We start from the raw sequence: 18,627 nt of genomic DNA on the forward strand, positions 1-18,627 counted from the left end.
CTCTCGGCGACCTCCGCCGATGTTCCTTCCAGGAGAGAGAGAATGTTTGGAGCCGTGCGAATTTCCAAGCTCGTGACATCCCTTGCAGCCGCCATCGTCGCACTGGTCTCGGCCCCCGCCCTCGCGGGGATTGTCTTCTTCGACACGACGGCCGCCGACAGAAGCGCGGGGGGATATCCCATCACGAATCGTAACGACGTGGGCTGGGCCTACGCGAACCGCAGCGCCGAGCGGGTGTGTGCCAACTATGGCTATGCGCGAGGCATGTATACCGGAGAGCAGTCGGGTGAGCTGATGGGCATCCATTGCTTCACCTCCGACATGGTGACCTGGCAGGACCTCCCTGGCTCGGATGCGAGGGCGTGGGCTCTGTGGCAGGGCAGCTCCACCTCGCTCGATTCGCAGGCGGCGTACAACGCGGGCGCCATCGCCGACAGGGAGTGTGGCTCTGTCTACAACACGGGGTTCTTCACGGGCTTCCAGAACACGTCGGCGGACCTGATGGGATTGGTCTGCATCCCGAGCACCCACGTGGCGCCTCGCGGAGTCGACACCGATGACCCCCGGTTTCCGTTCCTCAGCGGCATGAACCCGCCGTTCACCTCGTGGTGGCAGTTGCGCTCGTCCGTCAACCGGGTCTGCCAGTACTTCGGCTACACCACGGGCACGATGAACCTCTACGCCAACACGGGGGTCCCGTTCGTGCTGAACCTCGGACTCCAGTGCATCTATTGAGTCGAGAGGACCTCCTCGGCTCGGATTGAAGTCGCGGAGGGGCCCGTGCGTGAACTGGCCCTCCCTGACTTCGTCCTTTCTCCTGCTCGCGGATGCGGGCGGGGGAAGAGGCTACAGGCGCGTGGGAGCCCAGATGGCGCTGTGGGGCTCCGGCGCGTCCGCGGCGACCTCCGCGGTGTAGAAGTAGGCGGCGACCGCGGCGCGACCTCGTCCCTCGGGACAGTCCAGTGGGGTGGGGTGGCCGTGCCAGTGGTCATCGCCATGGGCCATGACCACCAGCCGGTCGAGCACCGGTGAGATTCGCGTCTCGCATCGCGTGAGGTCGGCGTTCCATAGCTCCAGGTCGCCGCCCCAGGCAGGCTGCCAGTCCGGGTTCAGGTAGTAGAGGACGGTCAGTCGACGGGTGAGGGCTCGGAAGCGGTCGCGGTTGAAGTCGGCGTGCAACGCCAGGTGTCCGCCGCGCAGCGTGAGGTGCAGGCCGGCGCCCCGGAAGTGCGGGTCCGGGATGAGCCCCTGCACGCCGGTGACGGTCTCCAGGAAGTCGATGAACGACATGCCGGAGAACTCCGAGAGCAGGTGCCGGAGCGGGCCGGGGACGTCCTCGAACGCCTTGCGTTGGAGTTGTCCCAGGCGGGCCGCCTGCTCCACGTGGTCCCTGCGCTTCCACTGCGCGTCGTTCGCCCCCGGGAAGACCGAAGCCAGCTCGGACGCCAACCGCGTTCCGAGGAAGCCGTCGATGACGACGTGGGGATGGGGCTTCGCGACGCCGTAGCGGTCGCGATGGGCCAGCGCCACCGCCCGCAGCGCCGTGCGGTCGAGAAAGAAGCTCGGCCCCCTGAGCGGGCCTTCTTCGAGGGTTGCGACTGTCACCCGTCCTCCTCCGCCCGAGCAGGTCGGGCACGGCGCATCCCTACATCGCCGCCTCGCGAAATCCCACGCCGGCGGCACGCTCCTTCCTTCAACGCTCGACGCGTCGCCAGCGCCTGCCTGTGTGGCTCCCGGTGCGGTTGGGGAGCGAATTCCTGGAGATTTTGAACGCGTTCAATTATGAACCTGTTCAATATGTCCCTGAGGGAGCGAGCCAAGAGCGAGAAGTGGGAGCGCATCCGGGCAGCGGCGAAGCGGCTGTTCGCGGAGCGTGGCTATGAGGGGACGACCGTGCGCGCCATCGCCGAGGCGGCGGGCGTCGCGACGGGCACGGTGCTGGTGTACGGCGAGACGAAGGACGCGCTGCTGCACGAGCTGTGGCGCGCGGAGGCGATGCCGCTCGTGGAGCGGGCGGTGACGTCGCTGCCGGGGGAGGGGCTTTTCGTGGACCGGTGCATGCACCTGTTCTCGCCGCTGTTGACCCACTACGCGTCGCAGCCGGAGCTGGCGCGGGTGGTGGTGAAGGAGCTGCCATGGCTCACGGGCGCCGCCGAGGAACTGCATCGCCCGGCGCTGGCGAGGCTGGTGGGGGCGCTGGCATCGGTCGTGTCCGACGCGAAGTCGCGAGGTGAGCTGCGAGCGGAGGTGGACGGCGAGCGGGCGGCGGAGCTGGTCTTCGGCGTCTATTACGCGGCGGTGATGCGGATGCTCGTGCCGATGGCGGGCTCCACGGTGGCCACGGCGCGAACACGCCTGCGGCGTGATTTGGAGATGCTGCTCGTGGGGTTGGGTTCGAGGAGGTCATCGTGAAGGTCCTCGTGGTGGGTGGAGGAATCGGTGGGCTCGCGCTGGGGGCCGCGTTGGCGAGGCGGGGTGTGGTGGCGGAGCTCGTCGAGCGGCGGCCCTCCTATGGGGACGAGGGGGCGGGCATCGTGCTCGGTCCGAACGTGATGGCCGTGATGAAGGGGCTCGCGCTGCATGAGGCCGTCCTCGCCGTCGGGCATCCGGTGGGACTGGCGCGCATCACGGATGCATCGGGGCGTGTGCTCCAGCAGACGCCGTACTCCGTGCCGGGGCTGTCGCTACCTGCGACCACGCTTCATCGGAACAAGCTGCTCCAGGTCCTGCGCTCCGTGTCCCCCGCGCCTCGCCTGGGTGTGACGGTGGTGGGCTTGCGAAGTGGGGTGGATGGCGTGGACGTCGAGTTCTCCGATGGAACAGGGGGACGCTACGACGTCGTGGTCGGCGCCGATGGAATCCGTTCCCTCGTGAGGGAGCACGTGTGTGGTGCCGAGGTGCACCCTCGCTACTCCGGTTACTCGTGCTGGCGCGGCGTGGTGGAGGGGCACTTCGAGGACGCGGTGGTGGAGATGTGGGGCACGGGCAGGCGCGTGGGTGTGGTGCCGCTGGGCGAGCGGAAGTCCTATGTCTTCCTCACGCTCAATGCCCCGCGTCGCGCGCCGGCTCCGTGGAGGGACCTGTCCGGCTTCCAGGCGTTGTATGCAGGCTTCGCGGACCCGGCCCGCTCGGCGTTGGCGGCCTTCGGTGGGCTCGACGGGTTGCTTCACAACGACATCGAGGATTGTTCGGCGCCGCGGTGGTGGAAGCCTCGCGTCGTGTTGCTCGGTGACGCGGCCCACGCGGTGACGCCGAACCTGGGGCAGGGCGCGGGGCTGGCCATCGAGGACGCCGCGGCGCTCGCGCAGCTCCTGGTGACGATGGGCCCTACGGACGAGGCGCTGGCCCGGTATGAGCAGCTCCGTCGTCCGCGTGCGGAGCGGATTCGCGACCGCTCGTGGATGATCGGGCGTGTTGCCCAATGGGAGAACGGCCTTGCGCGAAGTGTGCGCGACACGCTGATGCGGTGGACGCCGGAGTCGGTGGCCCGCTCGGAGCTCGAGAAGGTCGTTCGCGACATGCCCGGTGTTCCCGTGGGGTGAGGTGGAGTTGCACCGAAGCCTCCGTACCCGCCGGACTCCCGGCGCTGACGGCCGACGACGTCAGAACAGCGGGCGCCCCTCGGCCAGCCGCCGGCGCACGTCCCGCAGCTGACGGCGCAGCGGCGCCTCGCGTACTGCGGCGGGGGCCAGACGCATGAAACCCGCCAGCCGTCGGTTGAACTTCTTGAATGCCCGGACGTCGGCCTCCGTCCACGGTAGCTGCATCAGCGTGCGGAACTCCGGCCCCAGGTAGCCCGCGACCAGTCGCTGCCGAAGCCGCAGGACGGGCGCGGGGATGCGGCGGCCGAGGTACTCGAGTCGCACGATCCGGCAGAGGTAGTCGCGCGTGCGCTCGTCCATCGTGAGCCCCGAGATCTCCGCCTGCCAGTACGCCTCGAAGTCGTCGCGGGTCGGCGGCCACGATTCGGGCGGCATCTGCAGGGTCGTGCCGAACACGCTCCCCTGCTGGTAGAACCGCTCCCGGAACTCGCCCTGAAGCGGGCCGTGCACGCGCTGGTACGCGTCCTCCGCGCCGACGTACAGGCACGCCGTCACCCAGCGCTGGTGCGCGGGGTCGAACGCGTTGTAGCCGACTGGATGCCCGGGCTCGGAGCGGACGCGCGCGTGGGAGACGTTCGTCGCCCGGCGTATCGCGGCGCGCTCCTCCGCTCCGCCGAGCATCGTCACCGCGATGTACGCCAGCGTGGTGCGGGCCCGTCGCTTCGGGTTCTTGAAGAGGTTGCCCTCTTCGACCTTGCTCTCCATGACGCCGTAGGCGACGGCCGGCCGGGAGAGCTGCATGATCACGTTCGCCGTGCCGGCGGCGAGGATGAACCAGTTGGCCGCTTGTCGAAGTGCGTCGTTCTCCATGGCGTCCAGTTGCTGCCGTAGCTGCGTCTTCGTGGTCGAGCCTTCGGCCTCATCGCTCATGGTCATGAACGCACCTGGGTTCAGGGGGGAACCGCGATTCACAAGTCACGGCGCACGGGTCAGTCGCTGTTCGGCTCCACGAGCGTAGCCACGAACCGCGCGGTGCGCTTATTGGCAATTGGATGCAGTTCGGTCGCGCTCAGCCGGGTCATGGTCGCGAAGGCCGACGTGTCCGCCCAAGCTTGGCGGATCAGCCCCGCGAACTCGGTCGACGGCACGCGCAACCGGATGCCGTACACGAGCGCGAACTCTTCGATGACCGAGCCGACGCGATCCACCATGCCGCCTGCCACGCCAGAGAGGCCTCGGTCAGCCACAGGTCGCCCAATGAGAACGGCCTCGCGCGGAGCGTGCGCGACACGCAGATGCGGTGGACGACGGAGTCGGTGGCCCGCGCGGAGTTCGAGAAGGTTGTTCGCGACATGCCCGGTGTCCTCGTGGGTGAGGCGGCTGCATTTCGGCGACCAGTCGTTTGCCGAGCAGTATCCTCGAACCACACGGCGCCGGCTCGCGCCTACCCCTACTCATTCCATCGGAGACATTCGTGGGAATTCACTTCAAGAAAGTCGAAGGCAGCTCGGTCATCGTCCATATCGATGAAGGGTCGCACCCCACGATGGCCAGGGCCGTGAAGGTCGTCTCCGACAGGCTCGGTATCCCCGAAGTAGAGCTGACGGCCTCAACCGCATTCGGCGCCGCCAACTTCGCCGTCACCCTGCGTCCCGGCGCCGACCATCCGACCATCTATGTATTCGAACTTGAACTTGAAGGTCTGAAGAGTGAACTCGAAAGCAAGAACGAGGGCACGTAGACCATTCTGGTGGCTGGCCGACTTCGCGTACCGGCAGCAGCTTCCCCTCTCGTTCCAGTGATGTTGGCGCAGTCGCACCCGTGGGGTGAGGCCGTCGATCCTCCGGCCCCACTCCACGAGCGTTGGGACTTGCCTCTCAGCAGCCCAGGTTGCCGCCAGGGCTCACGCCGAGCAGGTTGGCGATGTCCTGATACTTCTGGATGCGGCTCTGCACCTGCCCCGGGTTTCCACCGTTGCACTCCAACGCTCCATTGATGGTGCGGATGGTCTCACCGAAGCCGGCCCCGTTCACCATGGCGCTATGTGGGGTCATGGTTCCGGCACCCGTCTGGGTGGTCCAGAACCAGAAGGCGGAGCGCCACGAGGCGTTCGCGTCCTGGGCCAGCAGGTCGGGGTTCGTGTGCAGGGGCAGGTTCAGCGCCGCTCCGGCGGCGCAGTAGTTGCCGTTCCAGGACAACTGGATGGGCCCACGTCCGTAGTACTGCTTGCCTGCGACGCAGTTGCACCCCGGCGGGCCCCAGGTCCCACAGTAGGGGCCACGGGCGATCTCCTCGATGTAGACATAGTTCCCGGTCTCGTGCGCCGTGTTGGCGAAGAAGGCCGCCACCTCGCGCTTGCGCGTCTCCAGCGAGCCTGTATTGGCGAAGGCCGGGAAGGTGCTCGCGGCGGCGATGAGGCTGCTGTAGGTGTAGAAGGGGTTCCGGTTCGGGAACATGGCGTTGAACGTGGACTCGCTCAGGATGGCCGCCAGCCCCGTGCCGCCGCCTCCATCGACACGGTCGAACGTCCAGCGCTGGTTCGTTCGCTGCTCGTAGGGGTACTGCACCAGCTCCGTGCCGTTGGCCGTATTGCCCCAGTACACGTCGATGGCCATGTCCGTGTGGCGGGCGCGGATGCTGAACTCACTGCCCACCTCCTTCACGAAGCGGAACTGCTGGTTCGTTCCACCTCCGTAGCTCCACTGGTGGACGAGCGCGTTCGCCGCGACGCTGGCCTCCTTGATGTCGAGCGCCTTGTTGCTGTTCACGTTGATGATGCTGAAGTAGCCGCCGGACGTCGGCGTGACGACGAAGCGCTGTGCATTGGTTCCATTGCAATCCCATTGCTGCACCTTGGCGCCGTCCGCCGTGCTCGACGAGGCGACGTCGATGCACTTGTTGGTCATCACCGAGCGGATGACGTAGGTGCCCGCGGTGATGGTGTCGACGATGGCGGCGCTCTCCACCTGGCCCACCGGGTCGAGGTCCGCGGACGCTGGCTCGGCGCGCTCACAGCCTCCCAGAACGCTCAGGCCCCCACAGATTCCCAGCAACGCCAGACTGCGTGAAGCAAGATGGCCAGACATGATGGTGCTCCTTGTGGTCGACGGTTTCTCGGGCGCTCCACGCCAAGGGAGAGCGGAGGCGCTGGCTCCGGATGGCCGGGCCGCCAACATCATGCATAGAGCAGTAAAACATGATTAAGCTAATTAAGCCGATGGGCGGGGAGCGTTGACCAGCAGACGCGCTGTGGCGGCGCAGGTCGACTGATGAGCAATGCAAATGTCCTGGGGTCGCAAGCCACTTCGTGAGCGTTCACCGCTTCCTGCTGCAGCCGCGCGATGAGGTCACCGGGCACGAGATGGCTTCCATGCCATGGCGCCCAGTCCGGCCTGTCGATGTCGCCTTCGGCGTCGCGCGCCCGGAAGTCCGGTGGAGATGGAGACCTCGAGAACCCGAGACGTCGAGGAGGTGGCCGTGTCCTCCGAGGGCGGCTTCGAGACCTCGTGGGTCCTCCTTGTCCGAAACGCCCGGTGAAAATTCCGCGCGGCGCGACGCGACAATCCGCGCCCGGGTCCGTTCGAGGGTGACGGAAGCAAGTGTCACCTGATTGCAAATTCCAGCGGCTTCGCGGCCCTCACCGCGAGGCCCTGACTCGATTCGAGGACCCCTGTGAAAAGTCTTCAACGCATCTTCCTGCTCGCGGGAGCGCTGCTCCTGTGGAGCGGCTGCAGTGGTGAGTCACGCGATTCGGACCCGGATTCCACCGACGGCCGCTCGCAGAAGCTGGTGGACGGGGTCCTCACCCCGGGCACCCCCATCCCCTTCATCGCGGCTCCCGCGGGCGGGCAGCGGCTCTACACCCTGGACGTCCCGGCCCACCAGAGCGCGGTGACCTTCGCCACGACGGGAGGACCCGGCAACCTGGACATGAAGGTGGGCTTCGGCGCCGCGCCGACGGCCACCACGGGTGATTGCACGTCCGCGGGAGCCGACAGCGTGGAGCGCTGCACCGTGTCCGGCCGAGATGTCGCCGGGACCTGGTACGTGTTGCTCACCGCCACGAGCTCCTTCTCCAACGTGACGCTCACGGCCACCGTCTCCGCCTACGGCACGGGCACCAGCCCCGTGCGCGCGCTCACCAGCGGCCAGGCCGTGACGGCCGTGTCCGGCGTCGTGGGCGACTGGCTCATGTACTCGCTCCAGGTGCCCGCGGGACAGACGCGGCTGAGCGTGGCGCTCTCGGAAGGCACGGGCAACGCGGACCTCTACCTCCGGCATGGCTCCACGCCCGACCTCGCGACGTTCAACTGCCGCTCCAACACCTCCGGCAACACGGAGTCCTGCGAGGTGTCAGCCCCCCAGGCAGGGACCTGGTACGTCATGCTGCGCGGCTACACGGGCTTCAGCGGCGCGAAGCTCGTGGGCACGGTGGTGCCTCCCGTGACGGCGCTCATCAATGGCCAGCCGGTGACGAACCTCTCGGCGGCCAAGGACGCCATGCTCTTCTTCACGCTGGAGGTGCCCGCGCAGCAAGCCTCCCTGAAGGTCACGCTCTCGGGAGGCACCGGCGACGCGGACCTCTACGTCAAGCGGGGCGGGAACCCCTCGACGACCAGCTATGACTGCCGCTCATGGGCCACCGGCAACACGGAGACGTGCACGGTGACGGCCCCGGTGGCGGGGACGTACCACGTCATGGTGCGGGCCTACGCGGCGTTCAGTGTCGTCACGCTGCTCGCGCAGTCGGTGAGCCTGGAGCTGGCCGTTCCGCTGGTGAACGGTCAGGAGGTGTCCCGCCTCGACAGCGAAGCGGGCGGGCCGTTCCTGTTCCGACTGGACGTCCCGGAGTCCGTCGCCACGCTCTATTTCGAGGTGCCGTCCCTCTTCTTCGGCTCCTTCCTGATGACGGTGAAGTACGGCAGCCCGCCCGAGGGCACCGACTACGACTGCAGCCGGTCGAGCACCGGGAGCCGCTGCACCTTCGAGGAGCCTCGCGCCGGTGCCTGGTATGTCCGGGTGGCTCCGGAGTACCCGTATCGCAAGTTCGAGTACCTCTCGGTCCTGGGCCGCTACAAGGGCGTGGTCAGCAACACGGCGCTCACGAACCTCCAACCGGTGACGGGCGTGGGCGGCCACAGTGATGACCGCCTCTACTACACGCTGGAGGTCCCACCGGGCCAGGCGCGGCTGGCCATCTGGGCGCAGGGTGGGACGGGCTCGGGCTACGTGTCGGCGCGACGTGGCAGCCGGCCCGTGCACGACGGCGGCTATGCCTGCCGGAAGTCCCTGCCGGGCTCGTGTGTCATCGACGCGCCGGCGGCGGGCACGTGGCACTTCTGGGTGGAGCCGGGCGGCTACGGCGACTTCGCGGGCCACACGCTCACGGCCGGCTACACCAGCGTCGTGCCCGTCTCCACCGGAGAGCTGGTGCTCGACCAGCCCTCGGCACCGTTCTCCGGCATGCCGCTGGAGGACCGGCTGTTCACCCTCCAGGTGCCGCCCCACCAGGTGAAGCTCGAGTTCGCCCTGAGCAGCCCCACCCTGGACGTCATGGTGGATGCCCAGCCGGGCAGCCCGCCCCCCGCGACGGGCACCACGGGGTGCTTCATGCTCACGCCCTGTGTCATCGAGCGTCCCGCGGGTGGCACCTGGTACGTGCGCGTCCGCTCGCGCGCGGCCTTCACGGACCGCACGCTCACCGCGAAGGTGACCGCGCCGCTCCCCCTGTTCAACGGCGTCACCGTGAACGGCATCGCCGAGACCTTCCAAGGGACCTACTACCGCTTTGACGTACCGCCTGGGCGCACCGGCCTGACCTTCGTCACGCAGGGCTACAGCCAGGCGGACGCGAGCCTCTACGTCAAGCGCGGCGCCCTGCCGACGAACACGGACTACGACTGCGCCTCCACCCAGTCGTACTCGTCCTACGAGCGGTGTGACTACTTCGACCCCCAGGAGGGCCCCTGGTTCGTGCTCGTGCGCGTCACCAGCATGTGGCCGCCTCCGGGCTCGGGCTCCAACGCCTCCCTCGTGGCGAGGCACTCGGAGACGGGGCCCATCTCCTCCGTCGTCGCGGACACCGCGACGCCCGTGCCGTCCTCGGCGAACGTCTTCCGGACCTACCGCCTGGAGCTCCCCGAGGGCCTGCCCTATCTCCTGGTGGAGATGCTGGGCCGCCAGTACCACGACTCCGTCGGGCCGGAGCTCTGGATCCAGCACGGGGCCTATCCGACCGAGTTCTCCTACAAGTGCAAGGCCTGGCGCTCCTGTGACATCCCCACCCCCGCGGGAGGCGTCTGGTACATCACCCTGTCTGGCAGTACCGCGTTCAACGGCGCCATGCGCATCACCACGACGAACCGGGAGGCGCGCGCGCTGGTCAACGGCATGTGGGAACAGCCCGTCCAGAACGTCCCCGTGTCCACCATGACCGTCTATCGGCTGGAGGTCCCTCCGGGCGCGAGCCACCTGAACTTCAACCTGAAGGGCGAGGGCACGCTCACCAGCGACGCGAACCTCTACGTGCGCTACGGCGCTCCGCCGACCACCTACAGCTACGACTGCGCGTCGAGGAACGCGATGGGCAGCGAGGAGAACTGTGACTTCGTCCAGCCTCGCGCCGGCACGTGGTACGTGGGGCACTGGACGCAGACGGTGACGAACCTGTCGTCCATGGCGCGCCTGTCGGGGACCTACTCGATGACGCAGGCGGAGGGGATTGCCTCGCTGGCGTCCCACGTCGCGCTCACCGGCCTGACGGCGGAGGGCGGCTCGCAGCAGGTGTGGCGGATGGAGGTTCCTCCGGGCCAGGGCCTCTTGTGGTTCGGCACGGGGAACGGCGTGGGCAACCCGACCCTCAAGGTGAAGTTTGGAGGTCGGCCGGTGGGCAGCGTGAGCGTGGACTGCACCGGCTCCACCACCACCCACGGACGGGTGTGTGTCATCCCCAACCCGAGCGCGGGGACGTGGTTCGTGTCGCTCACGGGGACGGCGCGGTATCGCGGCCTGTCGCTCACCGGCGGCATGCTCGCCGCGCAGACGGTGACGGCGCTCACCAACGGCGTGCCCCTGCCCAACCTCGTCATCAAGCCGGGCCAGCCCCAGTTCTTCACGCTGGAGGTGCCGGCGGGGGAGACGGAGCTGCTCTTCGAGGTGTCCGGCCAGCAGACGGCGACGACGGGCGACCTGGCGGTCTTCCTCGCGAAGGACGCGCTGCCGACGACGGCGAGCACGCGCTGCGCGGAGCCCACCGCGGGCACCGTGCGGTGTCAGGTGTCGGCGCCCGCTGCGGGCACCTGGTACGCGCTGGTGAGGTCCACCTCGGCGACCTTCACCTCGGCGCGCGTCGTGGGCTTCCATGCCCAGCAGGTGGACGCCGTGTCGCTGGTGCGCAGCGGCACCTATACGAAGGGGCTCACCGCCTCGTCCGCGCTCGCGAGGACCTTCAAGGTCATGGTTCCCCCGGGCATGGACCACCTCGCGGTGGAGGCGGCGGGCATGGACACGGGCTCTCCCTCGGGCGCGATGAAGGTCGCGGCGCGCAAGGACAGCCCGCCGACGGCCACGGAGTACGGCTGCATGTCGTCGGACTTCCGCAGCTACAACTCCTGCTGGGTCTTGGACCCCGAGCCGGGCGTCTGGTACGTCACCATGACTCCCTCCGGTGCCTATCGCGACCTGGCGATGTTCGTGGAAGCGCTGTAGCGCGCTCCGGCGCACGCGGGGGGGGCGCGAGATGCGCGGCGCCCCCCGCCGTTCGTCCGCGCCCTGGACGTCGGCTTCAAACGTTGAGCCGTCCGACTATCGCCCCCGGGGCTTCCTGGCGCGGTGTTGCTCCAGGCGTCGGCCGATTCCCTCCAGCATGAAGTCGAGGCTGTTCTGGAACTCGGCCTCGACATCGAGGGTCCGCATGCGCGTCAGCGTCTGCGCCACACCCGGGTAGTCCTTGGCTGGGAGCGCGAGGGCGGCGGCGTGGAAGCGCTGGAGGGGAGGGGGCGCATCCTCCTGCCTCGCGGCCCACTGCTCCTGGCGACGGATGGTGCCCGCGAGCCAGGAGAAGAACGTGTTGTGCAGGTCCCCCGCCTCGTGCCACGGCACGCCCGCCTCGTGCAGCTTCGTGACGGTTCTGTCCAGGACGACCAGCGCCCCGTGCACGGCGGGCCCTTCCTCCAGGAGGAAGTCCATCACCCCGCGATGCTCCAGCCCCAGCGCGCGCACCCGCGTCGCCACTTCACGCAGCCAGTCCAGCGGCGCGAGGCTGGCGTCGGGGAGCACGAGCTGCTCGAAGATGTGCTCCACCACGTGGGCCACCAGCGCGTCGCGGTCTCCGACGTGGTGGTAGAAGGCCATGGGCGTCGCGCCGAGCCTGTCCGCCAGCGCGCGCATCGAGAGGTTTCGCAGCCCGTTCTCCCGCACGAGCTTCGCGGCCGTCTCGATGACGAGCGGACCGGACAGCCGGGGAGGCCGCCCTCTCGGTTTGGGGGTCTTCACTCCCGCGAACGTAGTCGGCTTCCAGGGGCGCGCAACCGGCTTCTGGGCCTCGTGTCGTCAGCGCGTGACAGTCGTCCCAGGTGCACGCCCCGCGCCCAGGTCCCAGTGCTCCTCCAGCCGCGCGTGTTCGGCGAGGAGCGCCGACATCCCGCCGACCCGTTCGAGCACCGCGTCGCGGGCCCGCAGCACCTGGCGTCGGACACCGGACACCTCCGTCCCCAGGAGGACGCCTCGGTGCTTCACGAGCTTTCCGCGCACCATCACCGACTCGACATTTCCCGCATGCGCCTGCATCACGATGGCGTCTCGCGGTGCGCCCAGCGGGCTCAGGTTCAGCGAGTCCGCCGAGAGCACGACCAGGTCCGCCTGCTTCCCGGGGCGCAGTGAGCCCGTGACGGCCCCCAGGCCGATGGCGTCCGCCGCGTCCTGCGTCACCATGCGGAGCAGCTGGCGGGCCTTCAGGTCCAGGCGTCGAGGCAGTCCCGCGAGCGCGTTCGCGCGGCCCCGCTCCGACTGGAGCGCGAGCCGCATCGCCGTGAACAGCTCACCCCCGTTGCTCGCCACGACGTCACAGCCCAGCGTGGTCCTCACCCCCGCGCGCAGGGCGCGCCCGACGATGGGGAACCCCATGCCCATCTGAAGCTCCGACTCCGGCGTCGCGCTGATGGAGCCGCCGCTGTTCGCGATGCGCGCCAGGTCCTCGTCCCCGCTGAACGTGCAGTGCACGAAGAGGAGGTCCGGACCGAGCAGCCCCTCACGCGCCAGCTGTTCGACCTCGCTCGGCCCGGTGACGGGCCACGCCGAGCAATGCAGGCTGATGGGGACCCCCAGCGCGCGCGCCGTGTGCACCTCCGCGCGGCTCTGCTCCCAGGGCACCTGCATCTCGGTGAGCGCGATGCCCAGGCGCACGCGACTGGAGTCCGAGGACAGGGGGCCCGCTCGCAGTCGGCGCGCGTCCGCGAAGCGATGTTCGGGGGAGGGGAAGGCCGGGCTTGGCGTGGGGCCCGGCGCGAAGCCGTAGGCGAAGAGGGCCTGGATGCCGGAGTCCTGGAGCCCCTGGAGCGCCGCGTCCGCGTGCTCCGGCGAGCTGATGCAGTGCGAGTAGTCGACCAGCGTGGTGATGCCCGCGTCGAGCGCCTCGAGCGCCCCCGCGAGCGTCCCCGCATGGAGGTCCTCGGGGCGGAACACCGGGGAGAGCTTCACGCGGACCGCGGCGAGGTAGTCCATCACCGTCCAGTCCGCGCCCAGCCCACGCAGCGGTGTCTGCCAGGTGTGTCGATGCGTGTCGATGAGTCCCGGCATCACCAGCTTCCCGGTGAGCGGCAGCACCCGACATCCCTCCGTGCTCAAGCCGCGCCCCATCGCCACGATGAGGCCGTCCTCGATGAGCAGGTCACCGCACGGGAGGTCTTCGTGCTCGGGGTCTCCCGTCACCACCGTCGCCCCCTGGAGAAGCCAGCGCTCCGCCATGTGTCTCTCTCCCGGGCCACGTCGTCGGCCCCATGACGCGTTTTCAGGATGATTTGTATAGGCCGTATATAAAGTCAACGTGAGGCCCCTGCCGTGAGGGCCGCGCCGCGCAACTGGACTTCGGGACGTTGCGCGGGTGCCTGCTGCCTCCCACCCTCCGCGCGCCGGTTCGTCGAAACCTCTTCGACGTCAGACCGAGGAGGCCGACATGGCGCAGGACGATGTGAACGGCTCGACATCCGTGTTGCCGCGCAGGGCGGTGTTGCAGGGGCTTGGCGCCGCGGGTGTCGGGGTGGCCGTGACGGGAGGCCCCTCGACGGCCCAGGCCGCCGTGCCCGCGCAGGTCTCTCGTGGGCCCACGGCCGCGCCGGTGCCGGCCTGCGGCGAAATCACCGCAGAGGGCGTGACGCGCGCGCTGGCGGTGCTCGAGGACATCATCAAGAAGGACAAGGCGGCCACCACCGTCCCGGGCATCGCGGTCGCCGTGGTGTACGACGGCGTCGTCCGCTACCTGAAGGGAATCGGGGAGAAGCAGGCGGGAGTCGTGGGTGACGTCGACCCGGACACCGTCTTCCAGCTGGCCTCCGTCTCCAAGCCCCTGAGCTCCACGGTGATTGCCGCCGCCCTGACGCGGCAGCTGTCCAAGGGGCAGGGCTGGAACGACACGCTCCAGTCGCTGCGCCCCGGCTTCACCCTCGCGGACCCGTGGGTGGGCCAGCACGTCACCGTCGCCGACATGTTCTCGCATCGCAGCGGCCTGCCGGACCATGCGGGAGATCTGCTCGAGGACCTCGGCTACACCGGCGAGCAGATCATCTCGAAGCTCGCGCTGTATCCCCTGTCCCGCTTCCGCGACACGTATGCCTATACGAACTATGGGCTCACGGCCGGCGCGGTGGCGTTCGCGGCGTCCACGGGGCGCTCGTGGGGAGACCTGGCGCGCGAGGTGCTCTTCGCTCCCTTGGGGATGACCAGCGCGAACTATTCCTTCGCGGAGCTGCAGGCGAGCAAGAACCGCGCGGCGCTGCACACGCTGGTGAACGGTCGGTGGACGCCGGACCTGGGCGCGAACAATGACGGCCAGGCGCCCGCGGGGGGCGCCAACGCGTCCGTGCGAGACCTGGCCCGGTGGCTGACGATGCTGCTCGCGGGCGGCGTCGTCCCGGGCCTCCAGGGGCCGTTGGTGGACACCGCGGGGCTGCAAGCCATCTGGCGTCCGCAGAGCGTCACGCATGGGCCCGAGGAGCTCGGAGGCCGCAGCGGCTTCTACGGCCTGGGCTGGAACGTCGACTACGAGAACACCGGGGAGCTGCGGCTGAGCCACTCGGGGGCCTTCGGGCGTGGCGCCGCGACGAGCATCCTCCTGTATCCGTCGAAGAAGCTGGGCATCGCGGTGCTGACGAACACGGACCCTCGGGGACTGCCGGAGGCCATCGCCGCCGAGTTCGTGGACATCGTCCGCTACAACGCCTCGACGCGGAACTGGCTCGCCTACCTGGGGCCCATCGTGTCCGAGCCCGTCACCGAGGACCAGACGAAGTACTCGCGGCCCGCGGTGAACCCGACGCCGCCGCGAAACCTGGGCGCCTACGTCGGCACGTATCCGAACCGCGTCTACGGCGACCTCACCGTGTCGCTCCAGCAGGGCATGCTGTCCTTCACGGTGGGGCCCGCGGGCAAGCGCTTCCCGCTCATGCACTACAGCGGGGACGAGTTCTTCTTCCAGACCACGGGAGAGAACGCGTCCGGGTTCTCCGGCGCCATCTTCACCTTCGCGCGCAACCGGGCCGCCTCGCTGACCATCAACGCGTGGAATCGCGACAAGCTGGGCGTGTTCACCCGCCGGCAGGCATGACGCGGAGGGCAGGCGGGCGGGCCCGTTGGCTGCACGCCGGTGCCCGTTGGCTGCACCCGCTCGGAGGCGGCCGGGTTCGGGCGTAGACTCCGACGCCGCGTGGCGCATGCGCAGCTCGACGCCCTGCGCGCCGACACCCGCTCCCCTTGACGTTCTAGGGGAGCGGAGCTATCTACCCCTAGACATTCTAGGGGACACGATGCAGACCGAGCTGCTGCAGGGCACGTTGGACATGCTCATCCTCAAGACGCTGACCGGCGGGCCCATGCATGGCTACGCGGTGGCGAGCTGGCTCCAGCGCACGACGGATGACGCGCTGCGGGTGGAGGAGGGCTCGCTGTACCCGGCGTTGCACCGCATGACGAAGCGGGGCTGGGTGAAGGCGGACTGGGGTGTGTCCGAGAACAACCGCCGCGCGAAGTTCTACACGCTGACGGCGGAGGGCCGCAGGCAGCTCGCGCAGGAGGCCTCCTCCTGGGAGCGGATGACCGAGGCCGTGTCGAAGGTGCTCCAGGCCCGGCCCGTGATGCAGGGCGCCTGAGGAAAGGACCGCGTCCCATGCGCTGGATGAAGGACCGCTATCACGCGCTGCGCGCGCTCGTGCGTCGCGGGCAGCTGGAGGACGACGTGGCGGAGGAGCTGGAGTTCCACCTCGCCATGCGCACCGAGGAGTACGTGGCCCGGGGAATGACCCCCGAGGCGGCGCGCGCGGAGGCGCTCGCGCGCTTCGGTGATGTGAAGACCTACCGCGAGGAGACCCACGTGATTGACGAGCGCATGGCACGACAGACGCGCCGCACGGAGCTCTGGGACATGGTGGCGCGCGAGACGCGCCAGGCGCTGCGCTCGCTGGCGCGCAGCCCGTCCTTCGCGGTGATGGCGGTGCTCACCCTCGCGCTCGGGTTGGGGGCGACGACGGCGCTGTTCTCCGTGGTGGACGCGGTGGTGCTGCGCCCGCTGCCGTACGCGGACCCGGAGCGGCTGGTGTGGCTGGACAGCCCGGTGCCGAGGCTCGCGCCGGAGGCCCGGTGGGACCTGTCCGTGGCCGGCTACCACCACTTCCAGAAGGAGGCCCGCGGCTTCGCGTCCCTGGGGGCGCTCGACACGTCCAACGGCAGCCTCGCCGCCGAGGAGGGCGCGCTGCGCGTGGACGTGGCGCTGGTGTCGGCCAGCCTGATGGACGTGCTGCGCGCGCGGCCCGCGCTCGGCCGCATCATCACCCCGGACGTGGATGTGCCCGGCGCGCCCCGCACCGTGGTGCTCGGCTACGACTTCTGGGTGCGGCAGTACGGCGCGGACCCGAAGGTGCTGGGCACGTCGATACGGCTGGATGACGAGCCCACGGAGGTCATCGGCGTCATGGCGCCGGGCCTCCACCTCCCGGATGACACCGTGGACCTCTGGCGGCCGCTGCAGCTGGACCCGACGAGCCCGCCGGAGAACTCGCACTGGGTCCGGGCCGCGGGCCGGCTGAAGGACGGCGTCACGCTGGAGCAGGCTCGGGCCGAGCTCGCCACGCTGACCACGCGCCTGCCGGAGCTCTTCCCGCTCGCGTACACCGAGAGCTTCATGCGGGACACGGGCTTCACCACCCGGGTGTCGCCCCTGGCCCGGCACGTGGTCGGGGACGCGGACCGCGTGTTGTGGATCCTCCTGGGCTCGGTGGCGCTGGTGCTGCTCATCGCGTGCGCCAATGTCGCCAACCTCTTCCTCGTGCGCTCGGAGGCGCGCTCCAGGGAGCTGGCGGTGCGCACCGCGCTGGGCGCCGGCCGGCGGGACCTGGCCTGGCATGCGCTCACGGAGAGCCTGCTGTTGTGTGGCGTCGCCGCCGGGCTGGGGCTCGTGCTCGCGCACGGGGCGCTGAGCCTGCTGGTCTCGATGGAGCCCTCGGGGCTTCCGCGTCTGCGGGAGATTGGCCTGGACTGGCGCGGCGGGGTGTTCGCCGGAGGGCTGGCGCTGCTGGCGGGCGTCGTCTTCGGGCTCTTCCCGCTGCTCGGGGGGGACAAGGCGCTGGCGCGGCTGCGCGAGTCGGGTCGGGGGCTGACGTCCTCGCGCCGCAGCCAGGCCGTGCGCGGAGGGATGGTGGTGGGGCAGGTGGGGCTGGCGGTGGTGCTGCTGGCCGCCGCGGGGTTGATGCTGCGCAGCTACTGGACGCTGCACCGGGTGGACCCGGGGCTGGACTCGCGCGACGTGCTCACGTTCGACATCGTGCTGCCTCGCACGCGCTACACGGGCTACGACGAGGTGAACCGCTTCTACGGTGAGCTGCTGTCGCGCATCGAGGCGCTGCCCGGGGTGAAGAGCGCCAGCCTGTCCACGCACCTGCCGCTGGGCCGCTTCGGAGGCTGCGCCGCCCTGGCCGTCGAGGGGATGTCCCAGGAGCCCTCCAAGATGCCCTGCGTCACCACGCCCGGCGTGGCGCCCGGGTACTTCAAGGCCCTGGGCATCCCGCTGGTGCAGGGGCGTGAGCTGACGTGGGATGACCTGGAGCAGAAGTCGGATGGGGTGGTGGTGACGCAGGCGCTCGCCGAGCGGCTCTGGCCGGGGCAGGACCCGCTGGGCAAGGGCATCCGGGGCAACGGCTTCGGTCCGCCGTTCTACAAGGTCGTCGGCGTGACGGGGCCGCTGCGGGCCCACGGGTTGGACCAGGCGCCGTCGGAGGCGGTGTTCTTCCCGCTCGCGCCGGCCGCGGACCTGCCGCTGTGGGGGCCGCGCCGCTCGCCCGCCGTGGTGGTGCGCACGGCCACCTCCCGCCCGGAGTCGCTGACGCCCGAAATCCGGCGCATCCTGGCGCAGATGGACGGCACGGTGCCGCTGGCCAACGCGCAGACGATGGACCGCGTGCTGGCGAAGTCGCCGTCGGTGGCGCGGGCGTCCTTCACCCTGTTCCTGCTCGGCATCGCCGGGGGGATGGCGCTGCTCTTGAGCGCGGTGGGGCTCTACGGCGTCATCGCCTTCATCGTGGGCCAGCGGCGCGGGGAGATGGGCATCCGGCTGGCATTGGGAGCCCGCGCGGCGCAGGTGGCGGGCATGGTGGTGCTCCAGTCGCTGCGCTTCACGGGGCTGGGCATCGTGCTCGGGCTCTTGGGGGCGCTGTTGATGGGGCAGGTGCTGGGGGCGCTGCTCTTCGAGGTGAGCGCCACGGACCCGCTGGTGCTGGCGGCGGTGTGCGCGCTGCTCGCCGCCCTGGCGGTGGTGGCGAGCTTCGGGCCCGCGCGCCGTGCCGCGCGCGTGGACCCGGCCGAGGTGCTGCGCTCGGAGTAGCCT

General features: G+C 69.6%; 14 protein-coding genes. 8 read left to right on the forward strand and 6 right to left on the reverse strand.

Annotated features, from left to right (window positions below; translation table 11 throughout):
* Window positions 1-72: 72 nt before the first annotated feature.
* A complete protein-coding gene (locus AC6JA9_RS10765; RefSeq protein ID WP_223785463.1) occupies window positions 73-735 on the forward strand; it encodes a hypothetical protein in 663 nt (220 codons plus the stop codon).
* 111 nt (window positions 736-846) lie between these two features.
* On the opposite strand, the gene AC6JA9_RS10770 is transcribed toward AC6JA9_RS10765, so the two are convergent.
* Window positions 847-1,605 carry a 2OG-Fe(II) oxygenase gene (locus AC6JA9_RS10770; RefSeq protein WP_223785464.1) on the reverse strand — a complete coding sequence of 253 codons (759 nt, stop codon included), beginning with the start codon at window positions 1,603-1,605 and terminating at the stop codon, window positions 847-849.
* A gap of 177 nt (window positions 1,606-1,782) precedes the next feature.
* Between AC6JA9_RS10770 and AC6JA9_RS10775 the strand changes: the two genes are divergently transcribed.
* Both AC6JA9_RS10775 and AC6JA9_RS10780 read left to right on the forward strand, forming a co-directional pair.
* Complete coding sequence (locus AC6JA9_RS10775) at window positions 1,783-2,412, forward strand: TetR/AcrR family transcriptional regulator (protein WP_223750233.1); 630 nt, start codon at window positions 1,783-1,785, stop codon at window positions 2,410-2,412.
* Complete coding sequence (locus AC6JA9_RS10780) at window positions 2,409-3,542, forward strand: FAD-dependent monooxygenase (RefSeq protein WP_223750234.1); 1,134 nt, start codon at window positions 2,409-2,411, stop codon at window positions 3,540-3,542. The genes AC6JA9_RS10775 and AC6JA9_RS10780 overlap by 4 nt, the downstream gene beginning before the upstream one ends.
* A 60-nt stretch (window positions 3,543-3,602) precedes the next feature.
* Here the strand turns inward: AC6JA9_RS10780 and AC6JA9_RS10785 are convergent, their stop codons facing one another.
* Together AC6JA9_RS10785 and AC6JA9_RS10790 are read right to left on the reverse strand one after the other, a co-directional pair.
* Complete coding sequence (locus AC6JA9_RS10785; protein WP_223785465.1) at window positions 3,603-4,472, reverse strand: oxygenase MpaB family protein; 870 nt, start codon at window positions 4,470-4,472, stop codon at window positions 3,603-3,605.
* Window positions 4,473-4,531: 59 nt separating this feature from the next.
* Entirely contained in the window at window positions 4,532-4,765 is a 234-nt protein-coding gene (locus AC6JA9_RS10790) for a hypothetical protein (protein ID WP_497959621.1), read from the reverse strand.
* Window positions 4,766-5,016: 251 nt separating this feature from the next.
* On the opposite strand from AC6JA9_RS10790, the gene AC6JA9_RS10795 reads away from it, so the two are divergent.
* Entirely contained in the window at window positions 5,017-5,283 is a 267-nt protein-coding gene (locus AC6JA9_RS10795; protein ID WP_223750237.1) for a hypothetical protein, read from the forward strand.
* Window positions 5,284-5,419: 136 nt separating this feature from the next.
* Here the strand turns inward: AC6JA9_RS10795 and AC6JA9_RS10800 are convergent, their stop codons facing one another.
* Window positions 5,420-6,628, reverse strand: coding sequence for a glycoside hydrolase family 19 protein (locus tag AC6JA9_RS10800; RefSeq protein ID WP_473571049.1), 1,209 nt, complete (start codon window positions 6,626-6,628; stop codon window positions 5,420-5,422).
* Between the two features lie 586 nt (window positions 6,629-7,214).
* Here AC6JA9_RS10800 and AC6JA9_RS10805 point away from each other — a divergent pair.
* Complete coding sequence (locus AC6JA9_RS10805; RefSeq protein ID WP_223785467.1) at window positions 7,215-11,249, forward strand: PPC domain-containing protein; 4,035 nt, start codon at window positions 7,215-7,217, stop codon at window positions 11,247-11,249.
* Between the two features lie 96 nt (window positions 11,250-11,345).
* Here AC6JA9_RS10805 and AC6JA9_RS10810 read toward each other — a convergent pair whose 3' ends face one another.
* Both AC6JA9_RS10810 and AC6JA9_RS10815 read right to left on the reverse strand, forming a co-directional pair.
* A complete protein-coding gene (locus AC6JA9_RS10810; RefSeq protein ID WP_223785468.1) occupies window positions 11,346-12,035 on the reverse strand; it encodes a TetR/AcrR family transcriptional regulator in 690 nt (229 codons plus the stop codon).
* Between the two features lie 57 nt (window positions 12,036-12,092).
* Window positions 12,093-13,505 carry an amidohydrolase family protein gene (locus AC6JA9_RS10815; RefSeq protein ID WP_497959622.1) on the reverse strand — a complete coding sequence of 471 codons (1,413 nt, stop codon included), beginning with the start codon at window positions 13,503-13,505 and terminating at the stop codon, window positions 12,093-12,095.
* A gap of 208 nt (window positions 13,506-13,713) precedes the next feature.
* On the opposite strand from AC6JA9_RS10815, the gene AC6JA9_RS10820 reads away from it, so the two are divergent.
* The 3 genes from AC6JA9_RS10820 (at window position 13,714) to AC6JA9_RS10830 (ending at window position 18,624) form a co-directional block, all read left to right on the forward strand.
* Entirely contained in the window at window positions 13,714-15,360 is a 1,647-nt protein-coding gene (locus AC6JA9_RS10820; RefSeq protein WP_497959623.1) for a serine hydrolase, read from the forward strand.
* A 199-nt stretch (window positions 15,361-15,559) separates the two neighbouring features.
* A complete protein-coding gene (locus AC6JA9_RS10825) occupies window positions 15,560-15,901 on the forward strand; it encodes a PadR family transcriptional regulator (RefSeq protein WP_223785471.1) in 342 nt (113 codons plus the stop codon).
* 17 nt (window positions 15,902-15,918) lie between these two features.
* Window positions 15,919-18,624 carry an ABC transporter permease gene (locus AC6JA9_RS10830; RefSeq protein WP_497959624.1) on the forward strand — a complete coding sequence of 902 codons (2,706 nt, stop codon included), beginning with the start codon at window positions 15,919-15,921 and terminating at the stop codon, window positions 18,622-18,624.
* The last annotated feature ends 3 nt before the right edge of the window (window positions 18,625-18,627 follow it).

This window comes from Myxococcus sp. MH1 (assembly GCF_059738865.1).